We start from the raw sequence: 22,440 nt of genomic DNA, 5'->3' as shown, positions 1-22,440 counted from the left end.
TCGCAGGGAGGGTCGGTCGGGCGGGCCCCGGCCTTCCGCCCCGCAGGAGGTGCGCCTTGAACCAGCGGTCCCGCCCGACCGACCCTCCCTGCGACGCCACGCCCGCGAGAACCGGCGGCGCGCTGCCCGACGCATCCGGCGGCGCGCTGCCCGGCATGCCCCCTCGGGCCGTCGCGGCGTACGACGGCCGTACCCACGCCCTGCACCGGCAGACCGTGCAGGGCGTTCCCGTCGTCCCGGCGCGGGCACACGGGCCCGTGCGCGAGGCCGCGCCCGGCGCGGGGCGACGCCGCCCGGACTCCTTACCCGCGGGGACGTCCGGCAGTGCGTGACCGCTGAATCCGCGAGGCCCCGAGATGCCCCCCACCTGATGATCCCGCCCGCCTCGCGCACCAACCATCACAGGTGAGAGGAACCGACCATGGCATCTCAGAACCGGACATCACCCGCGGGGCGGCCCACCACCGCACTCGTCCTCGGCGGCGGCCTCGCGGGCCTGCTCGCGGCGTACGAACTCGCCCCGTACGTCGACTCCGTGACCGTCGTCGACCGCGGCCACCGGCACGGGCCGGGCGCGGGCCCCGCCCCCGACGAACCGGCGCTGATGCTGCACGCCGCGGGCGCCCGCGCACTGGAGGAACTGCACCCCGGCATCCTCGACGAACTGGTCGCGGCCGGCGCCCACCGGCTCGGCATGACCACCGACATGGCCATCCTCACCCTGCGCGGCTGGCTGGCGCACGGCTGCGACGCGGGCTTCGTCCTCACCTGCACCCGCGGCCTGGCCCGCCGAGTGGTGCGCGAACGGGCCCTGCGCCCCGGCAACATCACCGTGCTGGAGAACACCGAGGCGGTCTCCCTCACCGGCGACTCCTACGTCCTCACCGGCGCCGTCGTACGCGACCGGGCCAGCGGCCGGATGCGGCGCCTGGACGCCGGGATCGTCGTGGACGCCGCCGGCCGCGGCAAGGGCGTCACCCGCCGCATCAGCGAACTCGGCCTGCCGCCCGTGCCCGTGGACTCCCTCGACGGCGGCATCGCCTACGCCACCCGCACCTTCCGCCTCGCCCCGCACATCGCGGCCGGCCGGCCCGCCGTGCACATCCAGCCCGACCCGACCAACGACAGCCGGGGCGGCACCCTGCTGCCCGTGGAGGGCGACCGCTGGATGGCCACCCTCGTCGGCATGCGCGGCACCGAACCACCCCTCGACGAGGAGGGGTTCATGGCGTACGCGGCCCGGCTGCGCGACCCCGCCCTCGTCGAACTCCTCGCCGGCGCCGAACCCCTCGGCCCGGTCCAGGGCCGGCAGCACCTGGTGAACCGGCGCGTGCACCTCAAGTGGCTGCCGCGCATCCCGAAGGGGCTCGTGCTGGTCGGCGAGGCGGAGACGTGCTTCAACCCGGTGTACGGCTACGGCGCCTCCACCACGGCGATGGCCGTCCTGGCGCTGCGCCGCGGCCTCGCCCGCCACGGCACCGGCGACAAGCTGACCCTGCGGGTGCGGCGTGACATAGCGAAGGCCACCCAGCCCGCCTGGGGCACGTCGTCGCCCGGCGAACGCCGGCACCCGGGGACCGTCGCGACCATGCGGCCGGGCCGCGCGGCGCTCGCCGTGATGCGGTTCCTCGGCCGCTACACCGACCGGGTCCTGCGCGCCGGGGGCAGCAGGCCCGCCGCCACCCGCGCCCTCGTCGAGATCATCACCCTGTCCCGCACACCGGCCGCGCTGCTCACCCCGCCCGTGCTGCTCGCCGCCCTGCGCGGCCCCGCCGACGACGCCCGCCCCGCCACACCACCGCCGGCGACACCCGCAGCCCCCGGCACGCCCGCGACACCCACGCGTCCCGTCGCCGCGCATCAGACCGGGGAACGGGAGCACCAGACCCACTGAGCCGGCACCGGCGAGCGCCGCCCGGGAGGCCGACGGCCCCTCCCAGGCGGCGCTTTAGCGCGCGCGGCGAGGCTGGAGACGCGTGTGCCCCGCCCGGGCCGGGCAGGCCCCGGACGGCACGGGACACACGCGTCCCGGGCCCACGCCCCGTGCCGTCCGGGCCTCCCAGGCCACCCCAAGGAGCCGGAACATGTCATCGTCGTACGACTCCCGTCCGCAGCTCCGCCTCCGTGCCCGTGCGCGTCGCCTGGGCACTGCTGGCCGCGTTCCTGCTCGTGTGGACGGTGTTCGAGGCGGTCAAACACGCCGGTTGGGTGATCCCGCTCGCCCTGCTCGGTCTCGTCCTGCCGGACCTGTCGTTCTTCGTCGGCGGTTCCGGCCCGCACCGGCCCGGCCGGCTCCCCGCGGCCACGGTCCGCGTCTACAACCCGCTGCACCGCCCGATCCTGCCGATCATCGCCATGGCGATCCCCGCCGCCCTCGCCGACGGCCCCGGCGACAACGCCGCGCCGTTCACCTTCGGCCTCGCGTGGCTCCTGCACATCGCCGCCGACCGCGCCTTCGGTTACGGCCTGCGCACCCCCGACGGCTGGCAGCGCTGAACCGCCCGCGCGAGGAGGCCCGCCGCCCCGGAAGGGACGGCGGGCCTCTGTCGTGCGGAGCGGGTCCGTCACACCCCGGTCGGGGCGGCGGGCTCGGTGACCGTGGCCGGGGTGGCCTGCGTCTTCCCGGAGGCCGGCTGCTGTGCGTCGGCGGGGGTCTCCGCCGTGCCGGAGTCCTCGGTCTGCTTGTCGGCCGGGCGGATGCCGCGGAAGCCGAAGACGCCGTTGGCGATGGACAGGGCCAGGAAGACCACCAGCACGGTGAAACCGGATTGCAGGCCCTCGACGAGCGCCACGTCCCGGTGCGCGCCCGTGGCGGCCACATCGGTCATACGGCTGTTCATCACGCTCACGGCGACCGCGATACCGAACGCGGCGCCCAGCTGGGTGGACGCGTTCAGCAGCGCCGACGTCGAACCGGAGTCCTCGTCCGTGGCCTGAGAGGTGCCGACCACCGGCGTCGGGATCAGGCACAGCACCAGACCGATGCCGAACACCGCGGTCACCGGCAGCAGGAACATCCAGTAGCTCTTGTGCACGGGCAGCTGCGACAGCGCCGCGATGACCCCGGCGAACGCCACCGTGCCCACCAGGTACATGCTGCGCGGACCCGTCTTGTTGATCACCTGGGACGCGACCGGCGCGAGGACCAGCAGCGCGATGCTCACCGGCAGATACGCCAGACCCGTCTGGAGCGGGCTGTAGCCGAGGACGCCCTGCATCCACAGCGGCAGCAGGAAGAAGATCGGCATCATCATCGCCGCGGTGAGGAACTCGCCGAGGCTGCCCGCGACCACGGACCGGGTCCGGAACAGACGCAGCGGCACCAGCGGGGCGGGGCTGCGGCGCTCCACCGCCACGAACGCCGCGAGCAGGACCACGGACAGCGCGAACGCGCCCAGGACCTTGGTGTCCGTCCAGCCCTCGTCGCTGCTGGTCACGATCGCGTACACGAGCAGCAGCACACCGCCGGTGCCGGTGATCGCGCCGGCGAGGTCCTTCGCGGGCCGGTCGCCGGACGGGCGGGGCAGCTTCACCAGGGCGACAGCGGCGGCGGCGAGCAGCACACCGACCGGCACGTTGATCCAGAACGCCCAGCGCCAGTCGACGTTGACGATGGCGCCGCCGAGGATGGTGCCGACGCTGGCGCCGATGCCGATGACCGCGCCCCACACGCCGAACGCCTTCGCCCGCTCCTTCGGGTCGGGGAAGACGGTCACCAGGATCGACAGCGACGCCGGTGACAGGGCGGCGGCGCCGACGCCCTGCGCGGCGCGCGCGGTCAGCAGCGCGGCCTCGGAGTCGGCGAGGCCGGCGGCCAGCGAGGCGAGCGTGAACAGTCCGAGACCGGCCAGGAACACCTCACGACGGCCGATCGTGTCGGCGAGCCGGCCGCCGAGCAGCAGCAGACCGCCGAACAGCAGCACGTAGATGTTCATCACCCAGGTCAGCCCGGTGGTCGACAGACCGATGGCCGACTGGAGTTCGGGGCCCATCACGTTGATGATCGCCGAGTCGATGGCGATGACGAACTGGGCGACGGAGACGACACCCAGGATCCACCAGCGCCGTGCGGGCGCCTCGGTCGTGGGTGAGGAGTCTTGGAGCGGCATGAGTCCTCCAGCGGTCCGGCCCGGAGGAGCCGGGACGGCCGCGGTCCGGGGACGGCAGATCGGATGTACGGACAGGGGGGTGGAACTCGACAAGGGGGAAACGTGCGACAAGGGGGACCCGGCAGGGGAATCCGGGGTGCCGAGGCCGGGGTCTCCGGCACGTGCGGGGAGCGTACGAGCGCGCGTTGAAGCCCCGCTAAAGCCGCCCGTCCCCGCGCCCCCGGCCAGCGCCTTTGCCCCCGCACAAGCGTTGCTTGGCAGGCTCCACGGACCCGTTTCCGTATGGAGGCAGCACCCATGGAGTCCGTCGACACCGACGTCCAGGCCGGACCGGTCCTGGACTACCCCTTCCACCGCCCGTCCGCGATCGAGGTCCCGCCCGTCTACGACGAGCTGAGGCAGCGGTGCCCGGTCGCGCACGTCCGGCTGCCCAGCGGCGACGAGGGCTACGTCGTCTCACGGTACGACGACGTCCATACCGTCCTGTCCGACGCCCGTTTCAGCCGTGCCGCCACCACCGCGCCGGGCGCCCCCCAGCTCACCAGCACGCCTCCGCTGGCCGGCGGCCTGTTCACCATGGACCCGCCCGAGCACACCCGGCTGCGGCGGCTGGTGTCGAAGGAGTTCACCTTCCGCCGGGTGCAGAACCTGCGGCCCCGTATCCAGGAACTCACCGACGGACTCCTCGACGAGATGGAACGGCACGGGGCGCCCGCCGACCTGAACACCGCGCTGGCCTTCCCGCTGCCCGTGATGGTGATCTGCGAACTGCTCGGCGTGCCCTTCGAGGACCGCGACAAGTTCCGCGGCTGGTCCGACGCGTTCGTCTCCCTCACCTCGCACAGCCCGCAGGAGGTGGCCGCCCAGCGCCGGTCGATGATCGACTACCTCGCCGCGCTGATCCGCGACAAGCGCGAGAACCCCGGCGAGGACCTGATGAGCGCGCTCGTCGCCGTGCACGACGAGGAGGGCCGCCTCACCGAGCACGAGCTGATCACCATGGGCATCACCCTGCTCGTCGCCGGCCACGAGACGACCGTCTCCATGATCGGCAAGTGCGTGCTGACGCTGCTGCGCCACCCCGAGCACCTGGCCGCGCTGCGCGAACACCCCGAGCACCTCGACCACGCCGTTGAGGAACTGCTCCGCATCAACCCCATCGGCGACGGCGGCCCCCTGCGCGTCACCCTGGAGGACGTCGAGATCGCCGGCACGCGCATCCCCAAGGGCAGCGCCGTGCTCGCCGCGATCTGCTCCGCCAACCAGGACCCCCAGCGGTTCCCCGAGGAGTCGCCCGCCGACTTCCTCCCCGCCCGGCCCTCCGCACCCCACCACGTGGCGTTCGGGCACGGCCCCCATTTCTGCCTGGGCGCGCCCCTCGCCCGCGCCGAACTGCAGATCGTCATCGGCTCCCTGATCCGCCGCTTCCCCGGGCTGCGTCTCGCGGAGGACGTGGAGAAGCTGGAGCTGACCACCGGGATGATGGTGCACGGGCTGACCCGGCTGCCCGTCACCTGGTGAACCGACCGCGCCTGGGCGCCGCCGGGGTTGTCCCGGCGGCGCCTCCGTGCGTGGGGGTGGTGACGGTTCCGCTCACAGGCGGCGCCTTGGGCGTCGTAGGAAGGGACATCACGAGGCAGAGGTCAGCGCCTGCGTGGGAGATCGGAGCGGAACCTCCCCGGGCCCGTCCCCCCACACACGAACGCCCGGCCGTGTGCACCACCACGGCCGGGCGCCCCTGCGGGGGGTGGGCTACGCGGGCGACGACGCGGTCACCTCCTGCGCTCGGACCACGTGCGGGCCAGGCTTCTGCAACTGGAAGTACGCGCCGGCGAGGACCCGCTGCTTCAGGGTCTGGCTGCGGTCCACCACCCGGTACAGCGTGCGGCGGAACGTGCCGCCCAGGCCGTGCAGGGCGAACAGCCGCTCCTGGCGCAGCTGCAACGCCCGCGACTTCGCCACGGACTCCTCGCGGGACCGCTGGAACTCCCGCGTCGCCCGGCCCAGCGCCGCCACCGAGCCGCCCTCCTCGAACGCCCGCTGCACCAGCGGCGCCAGCGTCACCGCGTCGATGATGGCGTGGTTCACGCCCTGGCCCAGGATCGGCGTGAGCGTGTGCGCCGAGTCGCCCATCAGCACCAGGCCGGGTGCCGACCACTGCGGGACGACCGCGGTGAAGATGTCCAGCATGGACGTGTCCGACCAGGCGCGGATCTCCGAGCGGACCGCGTCCGACAGCTCCGGCGCGAGCAGGTCCAGCCGCGCGTACAGCGCGGTCAGGCCCTGCGCGCGCAGCTCCTTCAGACCGCCCTTGGGGATGTTGAAGCCGACCCGCACACTGTCCGGGTGGGTCGGGATGAACAGGCCGTGCTGGTCGCCCTTGATGCGGATGCGGTACGTGCGGTCGTCCCACTCCTTCGGGAACGGCAGCTTCAGCCACACCACGTCCCGCTCCAGCGGGATCTTCGTGTACGACAGCCCGGACATCTCCCGGACCTTGCTGAACCGCCCGTCCGCGGCCACCGTCAGCCGGGCGTGCACCGTCAGTTCACCGTCCGGGGTGCGCGCCCGCACCCCCGTCACCGCGCCGTCGGCGCCGCGGACGAGGGCCGTCGCGGTGGCCCGGCGTACCAGCGTGAAATGGTCGGGGTGGGTCTCGCCGAGCCCGGCCAGCGCCGACAGCAGCGCCGGCTGGGGCAGCTCGACGGGGTAGGGGTGCGGGTAGGGGAACTTCGTGAAGTCGGCGCCGAGGACCTTGCTGCCCGCGTCGACGATCTCCATACGGTGCATCTGCTGGTAGGCGCCGTCCAGCCGGTCCAGGACGCCGAGCCGGTCCAGCAGCCACACGGAGTCGGGGGACACGGACTCGCCGCGGAAGGACCGGTCGAAGTGGCCGCTCTGCTCCAGCACGACCACGGAGACCGAGCGTTTCGCGAGCTCCACGGCCAGGGTGAGGCCGGCCGGACCCCCTCCGACCACGCACACCTGTGCGGTCAGCTCAGTTGTCATCGTCAACGCTGCCTTTCCGGAGGAGACGTGAGCGTCATGGTCGGTCGATGGTCCGCACGGCGGCTAAAGCAGCCCTTGCGGACACGACGCCCGCTTCCGTCCCAAGGCGGCCTTTAGGGCGCGGCACGAAGCTCGTCGGCGTCCGCCCGATCAGGCAGAGAGGCGACGAAGCCGTGAGCACAGCAGTGACGACGAGCACACAGGAACGCCAGGGGCCGCTGGACCGGCTGCGGGCCCTCCAGCGGGCCGGCAGGATCGCCGCCGACTATCCCGCCGTACCCGCCCTGCTCGCCGAACTCGCGCAGAGCGAGGACGGATTCGACCAGCTGGCCCGCGCCGGCCGCATCCTCGCCAAGCAGAACGCCGAGGACATCGCCGCGCTCCACGACGGGACCCGCCCCGCCCGGGTCGCCGTCACCGGGCACGGCATCGTCGACGCGCTGATCCCCTCCCTGACCGCCGAACTCGCCCGGCACGGCGTGCCGCTGGCGGCGACCGTCAGCGACTACGACGCCTGGCAGCGGGATCTCCAGGACACCGGCAGCGACCTGTACGCGCCCGGCACGGAACTCGCGCTGTGCCTCCTCGACGGGCAGCAGATCTTCGACGAGCTGCCCCTGCCGTGGACCGCCGAGGACGCCGTCCGCGCCCTCACCGGCAAACTGGCGCTGCTGGAACGGCTCGCCGCGCAGTACGAGGAGCACGGGCCCGGCACGCTCGTGCTGAACACGCTGCCGCTGCTGCGCGCCCACACCCAGCAGCTCGTCGACCACCGGTCGCGGGCCGAGCTCTCCGCAGCCTGGCACGAGTTCAACGCCGGGCTGCTGCGGCTCGCCGCCCGCCATCCCCGGCTGCATGTCGTCGACCTCGCGCCGATCGTCGCCGAGACCGGCCCCGTCCGCGACACCCGGCTCGCCGCCTACGCCAAGGTCCACCTCGGCGAGGCCGTCCTCGCCCGGTACGCCCGCGAGGCCGCCCATCTGCTGCGGGCGCTGCGCGGCCGTACCAAGAAGGTCCTCGTCGTCGACCTCGACAACACCCTGTGGGACGGCATCCTCGGCGACGACGGGCCCGACGGCATCGCCGCCGCCACCACCTACCGCGGCGAGGCCTTCCACCGCTTCCAGCGCACCGTCAAGCAGATCGGCTCCCAGGGCGTCCTCCTCGCCGTCAGCAGCAAGAACGACCAGGAGCCGGTGCTGGGCGTGCTGCGCGACCATCCCGACATGGTGCTGCGCGAGGACGACTTCGTCCGCGTCAACGCCAACTGGCAGCCCAAGGACGGCAATCTGCGGGACATCGCCGGCAAGCTGAACCTCGGCATCGACAGTTTCGTCTTCGCCGACGACTCGCCGTTCGAGTGCGGGCTCGTCGCCTCCTCCCTGCCCGAGGTGGCCGTCGTACGGCTCGACGAGGAACCCGCGCTGCACGTGGAGAAACTGCTCGCCGACGGCTGGTTCGACGTGCGGGAGCTGACCGCGGAGGACCGGGCGCGGGCCGGGCAGTACCGCTCCGAGGCCGGCCGGCAGGACCTGCTGGAGAGCACCGGCTCCATGGAGGAGTACCTCGCCGCGCTCGACGTACGCGTCGAGGTGTCCGGCGTACGCGACCACGAGCTGGCGCGCGTCGCGCAGATCACGCTGCGCACCAACCAGTTCAATCTGACGACCGAGCGGTTGCAGCAGGCCGATGTGCGCGCCCGTCTCGACGACGACACGCATCTGGTGCTCGCCGTGCGCAGCCGGGACCGGTTCGGGGACAACGGGGTCGTCGGGGCGGTGTTCGCCCGGTGGGAAGGCTCCGCCCTCGTCATCGACAACATGCTGCTCAGCTGCCGGGTCTTCGCCCGCGGCATCGAGCAGGGCACCATCGCCGCGCTGCTCGCCCACGCGCGGGACACCGGCGCCGGCGAGGTCCGCGCGAGCTACCGGCCCACCGCGAAGAACCACAAGGTGCGCGACTTCTGGCCGTCCCTCGGCTTCCGCACCGTGCGCGAGGGCGACGACGGGGCGCTGGACTTCGTCCACGACCTCGACGCGCTGCCCGAGGTGCCCGGCCATCTCACGCTGACGTTCGACCCGGCCGACGCCTGAGCCGCCGTACCGCCGTACCGCCCGGCCCGCCGTAGACCAGCCTGCCGCCCGCTCCACATCCCCCGGGAGCCGGCGGCAGGCTTCCGCGTGCCCGACGCGTGGCCGACGCGGCCGACGCGGGACGCGTGCCCGACGGGCCGTCGCGGGACGCCGCGCACGCGTGCCGTCAGGGCCGCTCCGCCGCCAGGGACTCCACGCGCTCCTTCAGCGCCTCGTTCAGCCGCCGGAACCCGGCGTCCGTCTGGGTGATGACCGACCCCGTGAACGGCACCAGCACCCCGGTGAACGTCTCCATCTGCGTCACGTGCGTGCCGTCGTCCACCGGCGTCAGCTCGAAGCTGTGCAGGCCGTCGAAGATGCCCTTCACCCCGAAGCGGCCCCGCCAGCGCAGCACCCTGTTCTCCTCGCTGACCAGCACCAGCGGCGTGAACACCATCTCCTTGCCGCTGTCCGGGAGCCGGAACCGCAGCCGCAGTCTCTCGCCCGGCACCGGCCGGCCCTCCGCCTCCACCAGGAACGGGTTCCACTCGTGGAACCGCTCGAAGTCGGTGAGGACGCGCCACACCTCCTCCGGACGCGCATGGATATGGATGTCGCACGAGATACGGCGCACTGCCCAGCGCTCCTTTCACAAACCCCCACGAGCCTTCCCCGGGCGGCCGACGCCCACGCTATCCGCTCCGATCACCGCACGCAGGGGCGCACGTCGCGCCGCACAAGCGCCCCCTTAGCCGCCCGGCGCAGCATCGCCTGTGTCCGAGAATTCCCCGCCGGTGCCCCGCCGGCGCTCGCGGAAAGGCCAGGGAACGACCTTGACTAGCTTCCGAACCTTTACGGAATTGGTGCTGGCGCGCGCGGGCGCGCTCGGCACCGAGGACGCGTTCGTCTTCCTGCCGGACGACGCCAACGGCTCGGTCCCGCAGCACCTGACGTACGAGCAGCTCGACGCGGACGCGCGGCGGATCGGCGCATGGCTCCAGGAACGCGGCTGCGGTGGCGGGCAGGTGCTGCTGCTGTACCCGTCCGGCCTGGAGTTCATCAAGGCGTTCGTCGGCTGCCTGTACGCGGGTGCCGTCGCCGTCCCCGCCCCGCTGCCCACCGAGCAGGGCCGCCAGTTCGCCCGCGTCACCGGCATCCTGCGGGACGCCGAGGCCCGCGCCGTCCTCACCGACGCGGCCAACGCCCCGGAGATCGCCGCCTGGCTCACCGCGGAGAACATGCCGCACGTGCACTGCCTGGCCACCGACGGCGAGGCCTTCGCGGACGCCGCCGACTGGCGGGAGCCCGATCTCACCGGGGAGAACCTGGCGTTCCTGCAGTACACCTCCGGGTCCACGTCCGACCCGAAGGGCGTGATGGTCTCCCACGCCAACCTGCTCGCCAACGAGGCCGCCATCCAGCGGTCCGTCGGCTCCGACAGCTCCTCCCGCTACGGCGGCTGGCTGCCCTTCTACCACGACATGGGCCTGATCGGGCACATACTCCAGCCGCTGTACCTGGGCGGTTCCGGGGTGCTCATGGCGCCCGTGTCGTTCCTGAAGCGGCCCTACCGCTGGCTGAAGATGATCGGCGACTACGGCGTCACCATCGGCGGCGGCCCCAACTTCGCGTACGACCTGTGCCTGCGCCGCATCACCGACGAGCAGCTCGCCACCCTCGACCTGTCCACCTGGAAGGCCGCCTGCAACGGCGCCGAACCGATCCGCGTCGAGACGATCCGCGCCTTCACCGAGCGGTTCGCGCCGGCCGGCTTCCGCCCCGAGGCGTTCTTCCCCTGCTACGGCATGGCCGAGACCACCCTGCTGGTGTCCGGCACCCCGCGCGGCACCCGCCCCGTCGTCCTCGGCGTCGACGCGGAGGCCCTGGAGCGCGGCGAACTCGCCGACCCGCGCGAGGACGCCCCGAGCCGCACCCTCGTCAGCAGCGGCATCGTCAACGAGCAGGACTTCGAGGTGCGGATCGTCGACCCCGAGTCGTTCCGGGAGCGCGCCGAGGGCCAGGTCGGCGAGATCTGGGTGAAGGGCGACAGCGTCGCCTCCGGCTACTGGAAGCGGCCCCTGACCAACAAGGAGATCTTCGACGCGGCCATCACCGGCACCGACGGCCGGCCCGACGGGGGCGGCTGGCTGCGCACCGGCGACCTCGGTGTCTTCGAGGACGGCCAGCTGTATGTCACCGGCCGCCTCAAGGAACTGATCATCTTCGCCGGCCGGAACCTGTACCCGCAGGACATCGAGCGGGCCGTGCAGCTCACCGACAAGGCGTTCGGCATCGGCTCCGGCGCGGTGTTCGCCGTGGAGACCGACCGGGAGCACCTCGTCGTCGTGCAGGAGGTGCGGCCCAGCGCCGTCACCACCGACCTGCGCACCCTCGCCACCGGCGTGCAGGCCCTCATCGGCCGCGAGTTCAACATCCCCGCCGGCAACGTTCTGCTGGTCCGCCCCGGCACCATCCGCAAGACCACCAGCGGCAAGATCCAGCGCACCCTGATGCGGCAGCTGTTCCTCAAGGGCGGCATCACCCCCCTGTACGAGGTGCTGGAGCCCGCCGTGCGCGCCCTCGTCGCCGACGCGGTCGACCGTCCCGCGGATGCGGTGGTCTGACATGGAGCATCCGCCGTACCGGCTGGCCGGGGAACTCGACGCGTTCCTCGGCGACCCCGCCGACCCGAGCGAGACGTTCTCCTACGCCCGCTGCGTCGAACTGGACGAGAAGGAGGAGTTCCCCGCCGCCATCTGCCACCGGCTGGAGGAGTGGGGACTCGCCGACCACTACGTGCCCGTACGGGCCGGCGGCCGGCTGCGCGACTACGAGCAGCTGTTGCAGCTGATCCGCACCGTCGCCCGCCGCGACCTGACCGTCGCCATCGGCCACGGCAAGACCTACCTCGGCGGTGTCTGCGTGTGGATCGCCGGCAGCGACGAGCAGGCCGCCCGGCTCGGCGCCGACATCCGCGCCGGCGTGCCCGTCTCCCTCGGCCTGACCGAACGCGCCCACGGCAGCGACCTCCTCGCAGGCGAAGTGCAGGGCGCCGGCACGGACGACGAGGGGTGGCTCGTCAGCGGCGAGAAGTGGCTGATCAACAACGCCACCCGCGGCAGCCTGCTGTCCCTGCTCACCCGCACCGACCCCGGCGGCGGGCCGCGCGGCTTCAGCGTCCTCCTCGTCGACAAACGCGAACTCGACGAGCACACCTACCGCCACCTGCCGAAGATCCACACCCATGGCATCCGCGGCGCCGACATCTCCGGCATCGCCTTCGACGGCGCCCGTGTGCCGCGCAGCGCGCTCGTCGGCACCGAGGGCGCCGGCATCGAGATCGTCATCAAGGCCCTCCAGGTCACCCGCACCCTGTGCGCCGCGCTGTCCCTCGGGGCCGGCGACCACGGCCTCGCCATCGGCCTGGACTTCGCCGAGGAACGCGAACTGTACGGCCGTAAACTCATCGAACTGCCCCAGGCGCGGCGGCTGATCACCTCCGCCGCCGCCGACGTCCTGCTCCACGAGGCCGTCGCCCTCGTCGCCGCCCGCGGCGTGCAGGCACAGACCGGCGAACTCAGCGTGACCTCCGCCGTCACCAAGTACCTGCTGCCGACCGGCACCGAGGAAGTCCTCGACGGCGTCACCCGCGTCCTGGGCGCCCGCGCCTTCCTCAAGGGCGTCCACGCCGACGGCCGCTTCCAGAAACTGGAACGCGACCACCGCATCGTCGGCCTGTTCGACGGCAACACCCTCGTCAACCTCAACTCCCTGGTCAACCAGTTCCGTACGCTCGCCCGCGGCTGGCGGCGCGGCAGCGGCGACCGCGACGGCGCCGCCACCGCCTTCGACCTGACCGCGCCCCTGCCGCCGCTGGACCCGGCCCGGCTGTCCGTCGTCGCCCGCGGCTGCGGCGTCCTCGCCGCGCTCCCCGCCGGCGTGGAGGAACTCGACCGGCTCGCCGAGCGGAACCCGGCCCTCGCGCCCGCCGCGGTGGCCGCGCACCGCCTCCTCGACGTCACCGACGCCGTCCACGAGGAGATGGCCGGCTACCCGGCCGTCATGACCGACGTGCCGCCGCAGGCCTTCGACACCGCCCGCCACTTCACCCTGTGCTGGGCCGGCGCCGCCTGTCTCGGCCTGTGGCTGCGCACCGCGCACGCCGCCGCCGACGGCGAGACCGCCGGCCTGTGGAAGGACGCGCTGTGGCTGCGCGCCGCCCTGGACCGGGTCCTCGCCCGGGTCGGTGAACGCGCCGACGGGCCCGCCGCGCCCGGCGACCGCACCGAGATCCACGAGGCGCTCCTTGCGGAGCTGCGCGCCGCCCGGCACTCGGGCCGGCTGTTCTCGCTGCTGACGCAGCCCGAGCGGCGGGCCCCGGACCCTGAGACAGCCGGCATCACCGCCGGTGAGAGCGAGAGGACGTCATGCTGATCGGGACCGCCCCCCAGGGGGCCCCGGCCCGCCCCGCCGGGGTGCCGGGACAGGAAGAGCGGGTCGCCGCCCGCGTCGCCGAACTCGAACACAAGCTCGGAGACCCGACGGACGAGACCAACGAGGTCTCCTACACGCGGCTGCTCCAGGACGACGAGGCCGGCGAGATCTCCGCCGCCGGCGAACGCATCCTCGACGCGGCCGTCCTCAACGCCGACTTCGTGCCGCGCGCCGAGGGCGGACGCCTCGAACGCATCGACACCCTCGTCCGCGTCATGCGGTCGGTGTTCCGCCGCGACGTCACCCTCGGCCTCGGCTACGGCGTCACCTCGTTCATGGCCGGCGTCAACGTGTGGACCGAGGGCGACGCCGACCAGCGGGCCCGCTTCGCCCGCATCCTCCTCGACGGCGGCAAGGTGTCCGTCGCCTACCACGAGCTGGCCCACGGCAACGACTTCGTGCGCAACGAGTTCGAGGCCCGGCCCAGCGTCGACGGCGGCTACCTCCTCAACGGGGAGAAGCAGGTCATCAACAACGCCGACCGGGCCGCCGCCTGGGTGCTGTTCGGCCGCACCAACCCGGCGCCCGGCAGCCGCAGCCACTCCGTGTTCTTCGCCGAGCGGGCCGGCCTGGACGCCTCCACCTACCGGGTGCTGCCCCGTTACGACGCCGTCGGTGTCCGCGGCTGCCACCTGTCCGGCCTCCACTTCGACAACACCCCGCTGCCCGACACCGCCCTCGTCGGCGAACTCGGCAAGGGCGTCGAACTCGCCCTGCGCGCCTTCCAGATCACCCGCAGCGCCGTCCCCGGCATGGCCCTCGGCGCCACCGACACCAGCCTGCGCACCGTCGTACGGTTCGCGCTCGGCCGGCAGCTGTACCGCAAGTCCGTCATGGACATCCCGCACGCCAAGGCCACCCTGTCCGCGGCCTTCCTCGACCTGCTGATCTGCGACAGCCTGTCGCTCGCCGCGACCCGGGCCGTGCATCTGCTGCCCGAGGAGACCAGCGTGTACGCGGCGGCCACCAAGTACCTGGTGCCGAAGCTGCTCACCGAGGCCATGCACGAGCTGTCCATCGTCCTCGGCGCCCGCTTCTACGTCCGCGAGGGCGAGTTCGGCATCTTCCAGAAGCACATCCGCGACCTGCCGGTGCTCAGCCTCGGCCACGCCGGCTCGGCAGCCTGCCAGGCCACGATCATCCCCCAGCTGCCCCGGCTCGCCCGCCGCGCCTGGTTCAGCGACGACCCCGCCCCCGCCGCGCTGTTCCGGCTGCGCGACGACCTGGACGAGATCCCGTTCGCCGATCTGACCCTGGCCAGCGGACGCGACCGGCTCAGCGCCTCCCTCATCGCCGCGATCGACGAACTGCCCAGCGGCACCCCCGAGGAGCGGACGGTGCACGCCATCGCCCTGAAGATGATGGACGAGCTGCGCCGGTTGCAGGAGGCAGGCTCCTCCCTCGCCCCCGAGGACCGCACCGCCCTCGCCAGCCCGGCCACGTTCGCGCTCGCCGACCGCTACACCGTGCTGCTCGCCGCCGCGTCCGTGATCGGCGTGTGGCAGCAGGCCCGTACCGCCGAAGACCCGTTCCTCGCCGACCCCGCCTGGGCCGCCGCCGCCCTGCACCGCCTGGCGCGCCGCCTCGGCCAGAACCCGCCCGACCTGCCGGCCGCCGCGGAGGCACGCGTGCACGACGAGGTGCTGCGCCGCTTCCACGACCGCACCAGCTACGACCTGTACGACGCGCCGCTCGCCGGGTGACGCCCGGACCCCGCGCGTCCCGGGCGACCGCCCGGACCCGCGCGTCCCGGGCGACCGCCCCGGCCCGCGTACCCGGGCGACCGCCCCGGACCAGGCGCCGGGGTGACCGCCCAGGCCCGCGCGTCCGGGTGACCGCCCGGCCGTCGCGTGCCGCTTCCAGCCCGACCGACCCTCGCCGAGGAGCACACCATGCCCGTTCCGACCACCGGTCACACCGTCGAGTCGCTCACCACGTGGTTGGGCGAGCGCATCGCCCTCTACCTCAAGCGGCAGCCCGCCGAGATCGACCCGACCGTCCCGCTGGCCGAGTACGGCCTCGACTCCGTCGCCGCGTTCAGCCTGTGCGGCGACATCGAGGAGGACTTCGACTTCATCCTGGAGCCGACCGCCGCCTGGGACTACCCCACCGTCCAGGCGCTCGCGGAGCACCTCATCAAGGAGTTCGACGCCGCGAAGGGCGGCGCCGCCTGATGGAACCGATCGCCATCGTCGGCATCGACTGCCGGTTCCCGGGGGCGCCCGACACGGGCGCCTACTGGGACCTGCTGATGCGCTCCGGAGACGGTGTCGGCAAGGTGCCCGAACAGCGCTGGGACGCCGACGAGTTCCACTCGGCCGACGGCGCGGAAGGGCACTCCAACACCGTCGAGGGAGGCTTCATCGGCGACGCCGACGCCTTCGACAACGAGTTCTTCACCATCTCCCCGCGCGAGGCCGCCGCCATGGACCCGCAGCAGCGGCTGCTGCTGCAATGCGCCTGGCGCGCCATCGAGGACGCCGGGCTGTCCCCGCAGCGCCTCGGCGGCACCGACACCGGCGTCTTCGTCGGCATCATGGGCAACGAGTGGGCGCAGCTCCACCTCACCGACTACGCCAAGGTCACCGCCCAGATCGGCTCCGGCAACGGGTACTGCATGACCGCCAACCGGGTCTCGTACCACCTGAACCTCAAGGGCCCCAGCCTCGCCGTCGACACCGCCTGCTCCTCGTCCCTGGTCGCCGTGCACCTCGCCGCGAACTCCCTGCTCGCCGGGGAGTGCGACACCGCACTCGCCGGCGGCGTCAACGTCGCCGTCACACCCGCCCTGTCGATCTTCTACACACAGGCCGGGCTGTCCGCGCCCGACGGCCGCTGCAAGCCGTTCGGCGCGGAGGCGAACGGCATCGGCCGCGGCGAGGGCGTCGGCGTCGTCGTCCTGCGCCGCCTCAGCGACGCCCTCAAGGACGGGCAGCGCGTGTACGCGGTGATCCGCGGCATCGCCGTCAACCAGGACGGACGCAGCAACGGCCTCACCGCACCCAACCGCTGGGCGCAGCAGGACGTCCTCGCCGCCGCGTACAAGAGGGCCGGCGTCGACCCGGCCGAGGTCGTCTTCACCGAGGCGCACGGCACCGGCACCACCCTCGGCGACATGATGGAGGTCAAGGCACTCGGCCACCACCACGCCGACCGGCCCGGCAAGCCCCTCGCGCTCGGCTCCGTCAAGGGCAACATCGGGCACACCGAGGGCGCCGCCGGCATCGCCGGACTCATCAAGGTCGCCCTCGCCCTGCACCACCGGGTCGTGCCCGCCAGCCGGTACGCCACCAAGGAGAACCCCGCCCTCCAGCTCAAGCAGCACGGACTGCGCCTGCTGAAGGCACCGCTCAGGCTGCCGTCCTCACCGGTCCTCGCCGGGCTGAGCAGCTTCGGCATGGGCGGCACCAACGCGCATGCCGTCCTGGAGAGCGCCCCGCCCGCCGCCGCCCGGCCCGCCCCGCACGACAAGGAGACCGCCGGCGGCATCGGCTGCGGCGTGTACACCGTCACCGCGCCCGGCGCCGCCGCGCTGCGCCGCAACCTGGCCGCGCAGGCCGACGCGGTCGCCGCCCGCCGGGTCTCCGCGCAGGCCCTCGCCTGGACCAGCAACCAGGTCAAGACCGGCCACCGCTACCGGTTCGCGGTGCCCGCGCACGACACCGCCGACCTGGCCGCACGGCTGCGGGAGGCCGCCGACGACCCGGACCTGCTGGCCCGGCTCACCGCGGCGCCCGCCGGCAAGCCGCGCACCGCGTTCCTGTTCACCGGGCAGGGCTCCCAGTACGGCGGCATGACCGCCGGCCTGTACCGGGACTCGGCGCTCTACCGCCGCTTCCTCGACGAGGCCGATGACGCGCTGCTGCCGCACACCGGCCGCTCCGTACGCGATCTGATCCTCGCCGGCGACGACGACGTGCACCAGACGCGGTGGACGCAGCCCGCGCTGTTCGCCGTCGAGTACGCCCTCGCCCGCACCCTCACCGAACTCGGCATACGCCCCGACCTGCTGCTCGGCCACAGCGTCGGCGAGTACGCGGCGGCCGTCCTCGCGGGGGCGCTCACCCTGGACGGCGCGGCCCGGCTCATCACCGCCCGCGGCGCTCTGATGCAGCAGCTCCCCGAAGGCGGCGGCATGCTGTCCGTGCGCGCCCCGCTCGCCGAGGTCGCCCCGCTCGTCGACGGTGAACCCCTCGTCGGTGTCGCCGCCGTCAACGGGCCCGAGGCGACCGTGCTCTCCGGCGACCTCGGCGTCCTCGAGCGCATCGAGACCGAACTGGTGTCGCGCGGCCTCACCACCCGGCGTCTCACCGTCTCGCACGCCTTCCACTCGCCGCTGATGCGGCCCATGCTGGAGGAGTTCGCCCTCGTCGCCCGTGAGGTCGGCGGCGGTGTGCCGGACATCCCCGTGTACTCGACCGTGCGTGGCCGCGTCCTCGACGGGGAGGCGATGGACGCCGTCTACTGGATCGAGCACATCGGCGCGACCGTACGCTTCCAGGACGCCGCCGACGCGCTGCTCGACACCGGCCCCACCCACCTCGTGGAGATCGGCCCGCAGCCCGTCCTCTCCGGCATGGTGCGCCGCCTCGGCCGCCGCGACCGGGCCGGCGCCCCCGCCCACGTCCTGCCGGTACGCGGCCTGGACTCCGGCGGACGGGACGTCGCCGAGGCGCTCGCCGAGCTGTACCGGGGCGGCGCGGAGCCGCGCTGGGAGGCCGTCTATCCGGCGGAGGAACGCGTCCCGCAGCCGCTCGTGCCGTACGTCTTCTCCGACGAGCACCGCTACTGGGCCGCCCGCCGGCCCACCGCCGCGGGCCCCGCCGACAGCGCCCCGGCCGCCGTACCCGCGCCGGCGGCGGCACCCGCGCAGGCCGAGCCCGCCGCCGCGCCCGCCGGGGTGGCCGTACTCGAACGCCCCGCGGCACCCGCCGACCCGCTGTCCGACACCGTGCAGGAGGTCATCGCCGCGGTCGGCGGCTACGAGACCGGCGACGTCTTCGCCCACCAGCGGCTCTACGAGGACCTCGGCTTCGACTCCGTGATGATCATGGAGTTGAAGACCCGGCTCGACGAACGCGTCACCGGCCTCGCCCACATCACCGTGCAGGACCTGCTGCCGAGGCTGAAGACCGTCGCCGACCTCACCGGCTTCCTCCACGAGTCCGGCGCCACCGTCACCGCCCGTACCGCCCCGACCGCCCAGGAAGGAAGGACGGCATGAGCACGCCCACCGCGCACATCGCCTCCATAGGCACCGCGCTGCCCGGCGACCCCGTCGACAACGCCTCCCTCGCCAAGGTGCTCGGCGTCAACGAGGAGTGGATCGAGGTCTTCATCGGCACCAAGACCCGCCACTTCGCCCGCGACCTCGGCACCGGCGAGGTCCGCTGGTCCCTCGCCGACCTGTGCGCCCAGGCCGCGCAGAAGGCCCTCGCCGCGCCCGGCGTGGACCCCGCCGACATCGAGTTCATCGTGCTCGGCACGGCCACCCCCGACACGCTGATGCCGGCCACCGTCAACCAGGTCGCCGACCAGCTCGGCCTGGACCAGGTGCCCACCTTCCAGCTCCAGTCCGGTTGCGCCGGCGCCATCCAGGCCCTGTCCGTCGGACAGACCATGATCGCCTCCGGGCAGTACCGCACCGGCCTCGTCATCGGCGGCGACGTGTGCAGCAAGCATCTCGACGTCCAGCGCGACCTGTCCGGCGCCGCCCCCAGCGACCTCGTCAACTTCGTCCTCTTCGGCGACGGCGCCGGCGCCGCCGTCCTCACCGCCGAACCCGCCGGGCAGCGCGTCGCCCTCCGCCATGTCCTCAACCGCTTCACCGGGCTCGGCCGCAAACCCGGCCAGGTCATCGAATGGTTCGGCCTCGCCGACCGCCACGACGACCGGCAGGCCCTCACCGAGGACTACAAGGCCATCGAGGAACGCGTCCCCGTCATGGCCGTCGAGATCCTCTGGGAACTCCTCGGCGAACTCGACTGGGAGGCCGACGACCTCGACTTCCTGCTGCCGCCCCAGCTGTCCGGCCGGATGACCCGGCGCATCACTGAGGAACTCGACGTGCCGACGGCCGAGGAGATCTCCTGCGTCGCCGACACCGGCAACAACGGCAACGCCCTGCCCTTCCTGCAGATCGAGAAGCTCCTCGACCGGATGGCCGACGGGCACAAGGCCCTCGCCGTGGCCGTCGAGTCCAGCAAGTGGATCAAAGCCGGTTTCGCCCTGGAGAAGATATGACCGACAGCAGCACCGCGGCCGTCCTCAGTCTCGACGACTTCGTCACCCTCGTCCGCGACGAGATCGGCCTCGACATCGAACCCGACCAGGTCGCCGTCGACTTCGACGAACTCCCCGACTGGGACTCCCTCTATCTCCTCAAGCTGGTCACCGCCCTGGAACTCGCCACCGGCCGCAAGATCGCCGTCGGCAAGGTCCTGGAGGCCCGCAGCCTGAAGGCCATCCACGACGTGGCGGTCGGCGGATGAACCGCGGCACCCGCACAGCCCCGGACGGCGGCACCGGCAAGACTCCGGCGGGCGGCGCCCGTACGGCCTCGGACGGCGGCACCCGTACGGCCTCGGACGGCGGCACCCGCGCGGCTCCGGCGGGCGGCGCCCGCGCGGCCGTACAGCCCGGCACCCGCACGGTCGTCGAACGGCGCCGCCGGCACACCCTGTACTTCCTGGAATGGTCCGCAGGGCAGCGCCCGGTGCACCTCGACACCGACATCGACATGACCCGCGTCCAGGAACACCGGGCCGCCGCCAAAGCCCGCGGCACCCGCTACTCCGTGGTCGCCTACCTGCTCCACGCCACCGGCCGCGCCCTCGCCCGCCACCCCGAGGCCAACGCCGTCATGGCACCCGGCTGGCCGTCACTGCTGCGCGCACCCCGCATCGTCCGGTTCCCCGGCGTCACCGCGAAACTCGCCCTGGACCGGCCCGTGGGGGGCGAACGCACCGTCCTGTCCGCCCTCGTACCCGACCTGGAGACCGCCACCCTCGACGACATCCAGCGGCACATCGACCGCTACCGCGGCGAACAAGCCGCCGACTTACCGGAGTTCAAAGGAGTACGCGCCCTCGGCGGCCTGCCCGTCCTGCTCGGCCGGCTCGCCTTCGCCGGCGCCCTGCGCGACCCGCGCAAACGACCCGGCGTCTTCGGCACCGTCTCGGTCAGCTCGCTCGGCCACTCCACGGTCGACGGCTTCCACTCCGCCGGAGGCACCGCCGTCACCCTGTGCGCGGGCCGCATCGCCGACCGGCCCGTCGTCCGCGACGGCGCCGTGACGGTCGCGCCCGTCATGCGGCTCGGCCTCACGTTCGACCACCGGGTCATCGACGGGGCGGCTGCGGCCGAACTGCTCACCGATCTCCGACACACCATGGAAGCCTGCGATGACCTCTCCTGTGCGGAAGACCCCGGGCAGGACCCTCGGGGAGCCGATCGCGATCACCGGTCCCCGAGGGGACTGGAGCCGAGTCCGCGCTGACCTCGACGAGCACGCGAGCGCGGTCCTCTACGCCCGGGTCGACGACTGGCGACCCGAACGGGCGGGAGGACCGCGCCTGCGTGCCCTCCTGGGCAGCGACTGGCAGCGCTTCCTGGAACTCACCCACCCCGATGTGCGCACCCGGTTCGCCTCGTCGCGCATCCTGCTGAAGTTCGCCGCGGCGACCGTACTCGACGTGCCCCCGCGCACCGTCGAGATCGGGTACGCCGGCAGCGGCCGCCCCTACCTGCGCGGCTACGACGGCGTCCACATCAGCCTCAGCCACACCGACGAACTGCTCCTCGTCGGCCTCGCCACCGGCGGTGTCATCGGCGTCGACGCCGAACGCAACGACCGCCGGCTGTACGGGCCCGGCCTCGGCCGCCACATGTGCACCCCGCACGAGGTCGAGCAGATCGAGGCACTGCCACCCGACCGGCGCGACCCCGCACTGGTCCGGCTGTGGACCCTGAAAGAGGCCTACAGCAAAGCGATCGGCCTCGGCATGCAGTTCCGCTTCACCGACTTCGGTTTCCGCTCCGACGACACCGACGGCGGCCCCACCGAGCTGCTGCGACCCGACGGCACACCCGGCACCACCGGCGAGTGGACCTTCGGTACGTACGCCATCGGCGACCGCTTCACCGTCAGCGTCGCCGTCGGGGACGCCGGGTTCGGCACCACCGCCGAGGTCGCCGCCGGCACCGCGCTCGACGGGTCGATCATGGACGCGCTGAGCGAGGCGCTCGGCGGCGAGGACGACGGGGAAGGGGGTGCGGACGACTGGTGGTGACCTGGGCGGACGGCCCGGCGCCGCTGTGGTGACGGCCCGGGGCCGCTGTGGTGACGGCCCGGGGCTGCCGTGGTGACGGCCCGGGGCCCCTGTGGTGACGGCCCGGGGCTGCCGTGGTGACGGCCCGGCGCTGCCTGCGCTCGTAAGGGCGTGTTGTCGTACGGCTCGGCCCGGGGGCCGGACACGTGTGGTGTCCGGCCCCCGGGCCGTCGTGGTGCCTGAGGGCTCGTGCCCCTCGAGGGAGCCGTACCGGTGCATCTCGTCGCCGCCGGGAGGCGGCGCGCCCCTACCGCCTCGTACAAGTCGCGCACAAGTACGGATCGCGACACTGACCGTGAACCGCCCTCCCCGGGCCCCGCCGCACCGGCCGGCCCGAGCGACGCGGGGCGTGCTCCCACCGAGAGGAGACCCCATGCAGGCCGTGCTCCGGGCCATCGAACCCGACACCCGTCACCCCGGCCCCAC

17 protein-coding genes are annotated in these 22,440 nt (G+C 73.2%); 14 read left to right on the top strand and 3 right to left on the bottom strand.

Going from position 1 to position 22,440, the window contains the following annotated elements; all coding sequences use genetic code 11:
• Positions 1-56: 56 nt before the first annotated feature.
• The 3 genes from MTQ10_RS10960 to MTQ10_RS10950 all read left to right on the top strand — a co-directional run bounded on the left by MTQ10_RS10960 (position 57) and on the right by MTQ10_RS10950 (position 2,496).
• Positions 57-332 carry a hypothetical protein gene (locus MTQ10_RS10960; RefSeq protein WP_247465325.1) on the top strand — a complete coding sequence of 92 codons (276 nt, stop codon included), beginning with the start codon at positions 57-59 and terminating at the stop codon, positions 330-332.
• Positions 333-421: 89 nt separating this feature from the next.
• Positions 422-1,894 (top strand): FAD-dependent monooxygenase, encoded by a 1,473-nt coding sequence (locus MTQ10_RS10955; protein ID WP_247465324.1) that lies wholly within the window; start codon positions 422-424, stop codon positions 1,892-1,894.
• A 230-nt stretch (positions 1,895-2,124) separates the two neighbouring features.
• Positions 2,125-2,496 (top strand): DUF4260 family protein, encoded by a 372-nt coding sequence (locus MTQ10_RS10950; protein WP_247465323.1) that lies wholly within the window; start codon positions 2,125-2,127, stop codon positions 2,494-2,496.
• Between the two features lie 68 nt (positions 2,497-2,564).
• Here MTQ10_RS10950 and MTQ10_RS10945 read toward each other — a convergent pair whose 3' ends face one another.
• Positions 2,565-4,109, bottom strand: coding sequence for an MFS transporter (locus MTQ10_RS10945; protein WP_247465322.1), 1,545 nt, complete (start codon positions 4,107-4,109; stop codon positions 2,565-2,567).
• A 297-nt stretch (positions 4,110-4,406) separates the two neighbouring features.
• Between MTQ10_RS10945 and MTQ10_RS10940 the strand changes: the two genes are divergently transcribed.
• Positions 4,407-5,630 carry a cytochrome P450 gene (locus tag MTQ10_RS10940; RefSeq protein WP_247465320.1) on the top strand — a complete coding sequence of 408 codons (1,224 nt, stop codon included), beginning with the start codon at positions 4,407-4,409 and terminating at the stop codon, positions 5,628-5,630.
• A 231-nt stretch (positions 5,631-5,861) separates the two neighbouring features.
• On the opposite strand, the gene MTQ10_RS10935 is transcribed toward MTQ10_RS10940, so the two are convergent.
• On the bottom strand, positions 5,862-7,118 hold the full coding sequence (locus MTQ10_RS10935; RefSeq protein WP_247465317.1) for an FAD-dependent oxidoreductase: 1,257 nt from the start codon (positions 7,116-7,118) through the stop codon (positions 5,862-5,864).
• Between the two features lie 173 nt (positions 7,119-7,291).
• Here MTQ10_RS10935 and MTQ10_RS10930 point away from each other — a divergent pair, with 173 nt between their 5' ends.
• Complete coding sequence (locus MTQ10_RS10930) at positions 7,292-9,211, top strand: HAD-IIIC family phosphatase (protein WP_247465315.1); 1,920 nt, start codon at positions 7,292-7,294, stop codon at positions 9,209-9,211.
• A gap of 166 nt (positions 9,212-9,377) precedes the next feature.
• Here MTQ10_RS10930 and MTQ10_RS10925 read toward each other — a convergent pair whose 3' ends face one another.
• The gene (locus MTQ10_RS10925) at positions 9,378-9,824 is read right to left on the bottom strand and encodes an SRPBCC family protein (protein WP_247465312.1); all 447 of its coding nucleotides are present in this window, start codon (positions 9,822-9,824) and stop codon (positions 9,378-9,380) included.
• 229 nt (positions 9,825-10,053) lie between these two features.
• On the opposite strand from MTQ10_RS10925, the gene MTQ10_RS10920 reads away from it, so the two are divergent.
• The 9 genes from MTQ10_RS10920 (at position 10,054) to MTQ10_RS10880 (ending at position 21,975) form a co-directional block, all read left to right on the top strand.
• Positions 10,054-11,814, top strand: coding sequence for a fatty acyl-AMP ligase (locus MTQ10_RS10920; RefSeq protein WP_247465330.1), 1,761 nt, complete (start codon positions 10,054-10,056; stop codon positions 11,812-11,814).
• Positions 11,801-13,624, top strand: a complete 1,824-nt coding sequence (locus MTQ10_RS10915) for an acyl-CoA dehydrogenase family protein (protein WP_247465311.1) — start codon at positions 11,801-11,803, stop codon at positions 13,622-13,624. The genes MTQ10_RS10920 and MTQ10_RS10915 overlap by 14 nt, the downstream gene beginning before the upstream one ends.
• Positions 13,618-15,387: an acyl-CoA dehydrogenase gene (locus MTQ10_RS10910; protein WP_247465304.1), complete on the top strand. Its 1,770-nt coding sequence runs from the start codon at positions 13,618-13,620 to the stop codon at positions 15,385-15,387. The genes MTQ10_RS10915 and MTQ10_RS10910 overlap by 7 nt, the downstream gene beginning before the upstream one ends.
• A gap of 189 nt (positions 15,388-15,576) precedes the next feature.
• Positions 15,577-15,858, top strand: a complete 282-nt coding sequence (locus MTQ10_RS10905; RefSeq protein WP_247465301.1) for an acyl carrier protein — start codon at positions 15,577-15,579, stop codon at positions 15,856-15,858.
• Positions 15,858-18,908: a type I polyketide synthase gene (locus MTQ10_RS10900; RefSeq protein WP_247465297.1), complete on the top strand. Its 3,051-nt coding sequence runs from the start codon at positions 15,858-15,860 to the stop codon at positions 18,906-18,908. The genes MTQ10_RS10905 and MTQ10_RS10900 overlap by 1 nt, the downstream gene beginning before the upstream one ends.
• Positions 18,905-19,927 carry a 3-oxoacyl-ACP synthase III family protein gene (locus tag MTQ10_RS10895; RefSeq protein WP_247465295.1) on the top strand — a complete coding sequence of 341 codons (1,023 nt, stop codon included), beginning with the start codon at positions 18,905-18,907 and terminating at the stop codon, positions 19,925-19,927. Before MTQ10_RS10900 ends, MTQ10_RS10895 begins: the two co-directional genes overlap by 4 nt.
• Positions 19,924-20,175: an acyl carrier protein gene (locus MTQ10_RS10890; protein ID WP_247465293.1), complete on the top strand. Its 252-nt coding sequence runs from the start codon at positions 19,924-19,926 to the stop codon at positions 20,173-20,175. Before MTQ10_RS10895 ends, MTQ10_RS10890 begins: the two co-directional genes overlap by 4 nt.
• Positions 20,172-21,182, top strand: a complete 1,011-nt coding sequence (locus tag MTQ10_RS10885; protein ID WP_308404558.1) for a 2-oxo acid dehydrogenase subunit E2 — start codon at positions 20,172-20,174, stop codon at positions 21,180-21,182. Before MTQ10_RS10890 ends, MTQ10_RS10885 begins: the two co-directional genes overlap by 4 nt.
• Complete coding sequence (locus MTQ10_RS10880) at positions 21,088-21,975, top strand: 4'-phosphopantetheinyl transferase superfamily protein (RefSeq protein ID WP_247465291.1); 888 nt, start codon at positions 21,088-21,090, stop codon at positions 21,973-21,975. The genes MTQ10_RS10885 and MTQ10_RS10880 overlap by 95 nt, the downstream gene beginning before the upstream one ends.
• Positions 21,976-22,440 lie beyond the last annotated feature (465 nt).

The organism is Streptomyces sp. XM83C (genome assembly GCF_023072675.1).
Lineage (GTDB): Bacteria > Actinomycetota > Actinomycetes > Streptomycetales > Streptomycetaceae > Streptomyces > Streptomyces thermocoprophilus.
Note: the sequence above shows the minus strand (reverse complement) of the source record. Positions and strands in the feature narration are given on the sequence as shown.

Excerpts from the sequence above, each read along its gene's own strand:
- MTQ10_RS10905 (WP_247465301.1), top strand. The coding sequence starts at position 15,577 with ATGCCCGTTCCGACCACCGGTCACACCGTCGAGTCGCTCACCACGTGG.
- MTQ10_RS10895 (WP_247465295.1), top strand. The coding sequence starts at position 18,905 with ATGAGCACGCCCACCGCGCACATCGCCTCCATAGGCACCGCGCTGCCC.
- MTQ10_RS10890 (WP_247465293.1), top strand. The coding sequence starts at position 19,924 with ATGACCGACAGCAGCACCGCGGCCGTCCTCAGTCTCGACGACTTCGTC.
- MTQ10_RS10885 (WP_308404558.1), top strand. The coding sequence starts at position 20,172 with ATGAACCGCGGCACCCGCACAGCCCCGGACGGCGGCACCGGCAAGACT.
- MTQ10_RS10940 (WP_247465320.1), top strand. The coding sequence starts at position 4,407 with ATGGAGTCCGTCGACACCGACGTCCAGGCCGGACCGGTCCTGGACTAC.
- MTQ10_RS10955 (WP_247465324.1), top strand. The coding sequence starts at position 422 with ATGGCATCTCAGAACCGGACATCACCCGCGGGGCGGCCCACCACCGCA.
- MTQ10_RS10945 (WP_247465322.1), bottom strand. The coding sequence starts at position 4,109 with ATGCCGCTCCAAGACTCCTCACCCACGACCGAGGCGCCCGCACGGCGC.
- MTQ10_RS10910 (WP_247465304.1), top strand. The coding sequence starts at position 13,618 with ATGCTGATCGGGACCGCCCCCCAGGGGGCCCCGGCCCGCCCCGCCGGG.
- MTQ10_RS10880 (WP_247465291.1), top strand. The coding sequence starts at position 21,088 with ATGACCTCTCCTGTGCGGAAGACCCCGGGCAGGACCCTCGGGGAGCCG.
- MTQ10_RS10915 (WP_247465311.1), top strand. The coding sequence starts at position 11,801 with ATGCGGTGGTCTGACATGGAGCATCCGCCGTACCGGCTGGCCGGGGAA.
- MTQ10_RS10900 (WP_247465297.1), top strand. The coding sequence starts at position 15,858 with ATGGAACCGATCGCCATCGTCGGCATCGACTGCCGGTTCCCGGGGGCG.
- MTQ10_RS10935 (WP_247465317.1), bottom strand. The coding sequence starts at position 7,118 with ATGACAACTGAGCTGACCGCACAGGTGTGCGTGGTCGGAGGGGGTCCG.